Origin of the sequence: Actinomadura fibrosa (genome assembly GCF_900659615.1) — a bacterium.
Lineage (GTDB): Bacteria > Actinomycetota > Actinomycetes > Streptosporangiales > Streptosporangiaceae > Spirillospora > Spirillospora fibrosa.
The window spans coordinates 1-5,119 of record NZ_CAACUY010000414.1; the positions used below are offsets into that span (position 1 = coordinate 1).

General features: G+C 74.3%; 6 protein-coding genes and 1 pseudogene. 1 reads left to right on the plus strand and 6 read right to left on the minus strand.

Annotation, left to right across the window (positions count from 1 at the left end; translation table 11 throughout):
- Positions 1-262 (plus strand): annotated as a pseudogene (locus E1300_RS47510) (hypothetical protein); the annotation flags it as partial.
- Positions 263-315: 53 nt separating this feature from the next.
- Here E1300_RS47510 and E1300_RS47515 read toward each other — a convergent pair.
- The 6 genes from E1300_RS47515 to E1300_RS47540 form a co-directional block, all read right to left on the minus strand.
- Positions 316-756, minus strand: a complete 441-nt coding sequence (locus E1300_RS47515; protein WP_131763833.1) for a DUF6221 family protein — start codon at positions 754-756, stop codon at positions 316-318.
- Between the two features lie 133 nt (positions 757-889).
- Positions 890-1,351 (minus strand): DUF3237 domain-containing protein, encoded by a 462-nt coding sequence (locus tag E1300_RS47520; protein ID WP_131763834.1) that lies wholly within the window; start codon positions 1,349-1,351, stop codon positions 890-892.
- 38 nt (positions 1,352-1,389) lie between these two features.
- Entirely contained in the window at positions 1,390-1,851 is a 462-nt protein-coding gene (locus E1300_RS47525; RefSeq protein ID WP_131763835.1) for a MaoC family dehydratase, read from the minus strand.
- A 45-nt stretch (positions 1,852-1,896) separates the two neighbouring features.
- Positions 1,897-3,426, minus strand: a complete 1,530-nt coding sequence (locus E1300_RS47530; RefSeq protein ID WP_131763836.1) for an acyl-CoA synthetase — start codon at positions 3,424-3,426, stop codon at positions 1,897-1,899.
- Between the two features lie 5 nt (positions 3,427-3,431).
- The gene (locus E1300_RS47535) at positions 3,432-4,319 is read right to left on the minus strand and encodes an amidohydrolase family protein (RefSeq protein WP_131763837.1); all 888 of its coding nucleotides are present in this window, start codon (positions 4,317-4,319) and stop codon (positions 3,432-3,434) included.
- Positions 4,319-5,119 (minus strand): SDR family oxidoreductase (locus E1300_RS47540; protein WP_131763838.1); only part of this gene is annotated, 801 nt, incomplete at its 5' end. The genes E1300_RS47535 and E1300_RS47540, both read right to left, overlap by 1 nt.

The window sequence follows — 5,119 nt, forward strand, 5'->3', positions numbered from 1 at the left end:
GAGGAAGGGAGCCGACGATGCGGGTTCTGGTGGCAGCGGCGCCCGCGCCCTGGAGCGCGCCGCCGACCGCGCCGTCGCGGGACGGACCGCCCTAGTCGTCGCGCACCGCCTCACGCAGGCGGCGTCCGCCGACCGCGTCGTCGTCATGGAGGACGGCCGGGTCGTGGAGAGCGGCACCCACGACGACCTGCGCGCGGCGGGCGGCCGGTACGCCGCCCTGTGGCGCGCCTGGTCGGGCACCCGGGAGCACGACCCCGCCTGACCTCCCCCTTCAGCGGACGCGGACGGCGCCGCCCGCGCCCCGCCGCGTCGCGGTCACGGGCGCCACTCGTCGCGGTAGGCGGGGTGGTCGGCGTAGGGCAGGGCGAGCAGCCGCAGGGTCAGGCAGGGGATGCCCGCGTCGTTGGTGATCTTGCCGTCGGCGACGTGGCAGGTCCGGCAGTAGAGGTCGTCCAGGTGGATGAGGCGCCGCTCCCAGTTCGGCCCGTACATGGAGCGGAGGTGCTCCTCGCCGATCTCGCGGCGCATCGTGGTGTGCGGATGCAGCGCCACGATCCGCCGCTTGGCCCCGACGTCGGCGAGGACCCGCTCCGGCGGCCACACCGCGTCGGGCCCCCAGTCGGCCGGACGGTCGGGGACGTGCACCGTCTGCCCGGAGAGCCTGTGGCGCCGGGTCGTGGTGCGGGCGAGCGCGTCGCGGGCCGCCTCCTCGTCCACGTCCAGCCGGTCGGTGATGAAGTCCGTCAGGTCGCTCACGCCGTCACGTTCAGTCGCGCGTCCCAAGTCGATGACCCCTCCGCGGGAGTAGGCGGGCACCAAGCCGACGACGCGAAGGTTACCGATCGCTTCGCCCCGACTGTGGACGGTGAGCGACGTGTCACCCCGGGGGTCAGTCCAGGGCGAAGAACCGGATGCAGACCCTTCCGTCCTCCTCGCGCGCCATCCCGGCGAAGACCGTCGAGGTGAGCCAGGCGTGGGCGGGGGCGTCGGTGGAGAAGACGGGGGAGGTGCGGTAGTAGTACTCGGCCTCGTCGACGTGCCCGCCGGCGCGCAGGCGGTCCTCCACGCCGGCGCCGGCCTTCCAGACGCCCCGGTTGCGGATGTCGATCACCGCGCCGTCGCCGGCGCGCAGCAGGTAGCGCGCGTCCAGCTCCGTCTCCTCGCCGCGCGTGGTCGACCAGTCGCCGCCGTAGGGCAGGACGGCGCCGTTCAGCCGCGGGCCGGCGACCGTGCCGCCGGTGATCGGCGTGAACCACAGCTCCTCGTGCGGTCCGCGGCCGATCCGCAGCGGCTCGGCGACCTCGACGCGCGCCTCGAAGGCGAAGGTCAGCACGGGTTCGGGCAGGGGCATCGCGGATCTCCTCACAGCAATCGGGGCGCGCCGCCGGGTCAGCTCGCGTAGTGCCGGTAGACGGCCTGCGCCACGCAGGCGGGCTTCTCGCCGCGGTCGGTCTCCACGGTGAAGTCCATGACCATCTGGACGCCGTTCCCCGCCACCTCGGTGACGTCGGCGACCGTGCCGCGCAGCCGGATCCGCGCGCCGACCGGGACGGGGGCGGGGAAGCGGACCTTGTTCAGCCCGTAGTTGACGCTCATCCCCACGCCGCCGATCTCCAGCAGCTCGTTGAACAGCGGGATCAGCAGCGCGAGCGTGAGGTAGCCGTGCGCGATCGTGCCGCCGAACGGGCCGTCGGCGGCCTTCGCGGGGTCGACGTGGACCCACTGGTGGTCGTCGGTGGCGTCGGCGAAGGCGTCGACCCGGTCCTGCTCGATCGCCATCCAGCCGGTGTGGCCGAGGTCGGCGCCCTTGAGGGCGAGGAGTTCGGTCAGGCCGTTCGCCTTGGTGGTCATCGGTTCGTCTCCTTCGGTGCGGACGGGCGGCGGGTCACGGGCGGGTCAGGGAGCCGGCGGCCCGTGGCGTTCGCGCAGGGCCTTCTTGAGCACCTTGCCGGCGGGGTTGCGGGGCAGCTCCGCGGCGAGCACCACGGACTTGGGGATCTTGTACTTGGCGAGCCGGCCCGCCAGGAAGGCGAGCAGGCCGTCCGGGTCCGGCTCGGCGCCCGCGCGGGGCACGACGACGGCGCGGCCCGCCTCGCCCCAGCGGTCGTCGGGCACGCCGAACACGGCGCACTCGGCCACGTCCGGGTGCTCGATCAGGACGGCCTCCACCTCGGCGGGGTAGATGTTCTCCCCACCCGAGATGATCATGTCCTTGACGCGGTCGACGATGGCGGTGAAGCCGTCCTCGTCCACCACGGCGACGTCGCCGGAGCGGAACCAGTCCCCGGCCATGGCGCGGGCCGTCTCGTCGGGGCGGCCCCAGTAGCCCGACATCACGTTCGGTCCCGACACGAGGACCTCGCCCCGCTCGCCGGGACGGGCGTCGCGCAGATCCGGGCCGACGACGCGGACGTCGGTGAAGAAGTGCGGGACCCCGGCCGTGCCCGCCTTGCGGACGCTGTCCTCCCGGGCGAGGTAGAGGACGCCGGGCGACGCCTCGGTCATCCCGTATCCCTGGCTGAAGGACAGGCCCCGCTCCTGGTACGCCCGGATGGTCCGGGGCGGGACGGGCGCGCCGCCGCAGTTGAGCTGGCGCAGGCTGGACAGGTCCGCCGACGGCCACGCCCCGGACGCGGCCATCGCGTCGTACATCACCGGCACGCCGAACATGTAGGTCACCCGGTGCTCCTCGATCGCCCGGAGCGCCGCGACCGGGTCGAACGCGGACATCAGCACGACCGTGCCGCCCTTGAGGAGGGTCGGCAGGGCCGTCATGTTGAGCCCGGCGGTGTGGAACAGCGGCGCCGCGACCAGCGTGACCTCGTCGGCGGCGAGGTCGACGTCGACGAGCACGTTGACGCTGTTCCAGGTGATGTTGCCGTGGGTCAGGACGGCGCCCTTGGCCCGGCCGGTCGTCCCGGACGTGTACATGATCAGGCATGGGTCGTCCAGGGACACCGGCTCGTCGATCGGCTCGGCGGGCGCGGCGGCGAGGAGGTCCTCGTACCCGGCGGCGTCTCCGGCCGGGGCGTCCAGGGCGATGCGGTGCCGGACGGTGCGGGCCGTCCCCGCCGCCGCGACCGCGACCGCGGCCTGCGACGGCGCGTGGACGAGCACGCCCGAGCCCGAGTCGGCCAGGTGGTGCGCCAACTCCGGGGCCGCGAGCCGGGTGTTGAGCGGGACGAACACCGCGCCGAGCCTGCCGGTGGCGAACAGCGTCTCCAGGAAGGCCGGATGGTTGGGGCCGAGGTAGGCGACCCGGTCGCCCCGCCGCACGCCGAGCCCGCGCAGCGCGTGCGCCAGCCGGAGGACGCGCTCGTGCAGCCCGGCGTAGGTGAGGCGGGTCCCGTCGTGGACGACGGCGGTCCGGGCGGGCGTCTTGCGGGCGCGGCGGGCCGTCCAGGAGCCGATGCCCTGGTCGCGCACGGCCGCTAGTCCTTCACCGGCCGGGGCCCGGCGAGCCCGAGCAGGCGCGCCGCGTTGTCCTTGAGGATCCTCGGCCGCACCTCCGGTTTGATGTCGAGCCGCTCGAAGTCGGCCAGCCAGCGGTCGGGCGTGATGACCGGGTAGTCGGAGCCGAACAGCACCTTGTCCTTCAGGAGGCTGTTGGCGTAGCGGACGAGCTGCGGCGGGAAGTACTTGGGCGACCAGCCGGAGAGGTCGATGTGGACGTGCGGCTTGTGCGTCGCCACCGCGAGGGCCTCGTCCTGCCAGGGGAAGGACGGGTGCGCCAGGATGATCCGCAGTTCGGGGAAGTCCACGGCGACGTCGTCGACGAGCATCGGGTCGGAGTAGCGCAGCCGGATGCCGCCGCCGCCCGGGACGCCCGCGCCGATGCCCGTCTGCCCGGTGTGGAACAGGGCGGGCACGCCGAGCTCCTCGATGGCCTCGTACAGCGGGTAGGCCATGCGGTCGTTCGGGGCGAAGCCCTGGAGGCTGGGGTGGAACTTGAAGCCGCGGACGCCGTGCTCGGCGACGAGGCGGCGCGCGGCGCGGACGGCGGCCCCGCCGCGCCACGGGTCGAGGCTCGCGAACGGGATGAGGACGTCGGGGTGCCGCGCGCAGGACTCGGCGACCTCCTCGTTGGCGATCGGCGGGTGCCCGGTGGCGTGCTCGGCGTCCACGGTGAACACCACCGCCGCCATGCGGCGCTCCCGGTAGTGGGCGGCCATCTCGTCGATGGTGGGCTGGCGGTGGCCCTGCGCGCCGAAGTACTTCTCGGACGCCTCCAGCAGGTGCGGCGGCAGCGACGGGTGCCCATCGGCCGAGATCTCCGCGTGCGTGTGGACGTCGATGGCGACGAGCTCGTCCAGGTTCATCACGCCGCCCCACCGTCGCCGGATCCGGGGCCGAGGGGTTCGGGGGGCTGCGGGGCGGGGATGCCGTAGGTCTCAGGTTCGCGCCCGGGGCCCGTCGCCCAGGACGCGGCGATCGCGTCGGCGTCCCAGCCGCCCTCGCGGTAGGCGACCGCGATCTCGCGCGGGTGCGACCACAGCGACAGCCGGTCACCGCCGATCCCGATGGCCTGCCCGGTCACGCCCGCGGCGGCGGGCGAGGCCAGGAAGACGGGGAGCCCCGCCACGTCCTCGGGGGTGCCGAACCCCTCGGCGGCGCGCAGCCAGGCCGGGAAGGGCTCGCCGCGCTCCTCCCACGCCTCGATGTACGGCGCGAAGGCGGGAATGGTGCGGGTCATCGCGGTCGCGGCGACGGGCACGACCGCGTTGACGGTGATCCCGGCCTTGGCGCACTCCATCGCCCAGGTCCGGACCATGCCGACGATCGCGGCCTTGGCGGCGGAGTAGTTGGTCTGGCCGAAGTTGCCGCGCTGCCCGGCGGGCGAGCCGACGACGATGACCCGGCCGCCGGCGCCCTGCTCGCGCATCCGCCGGACGGCGGCGCGCACGCAGGTGAAGGTGCCCTTCAGATGGACGTCGAGCACGGCGTCGAAGTCCTCGTCCGACATCTTCCACAGCACGCGGTCGCGCAGGATCCCGGCGTTGGTCACGAGGACGTCCAGCGCGCCGAACTCCTCGACCGCGCGCGCCACGAGCGCGTCGGCGGTCGCGGCGGGCCCGACCGCGCCGGGCGCGGCGATCGCGCGCCCGCCGTCCGCGGTGAT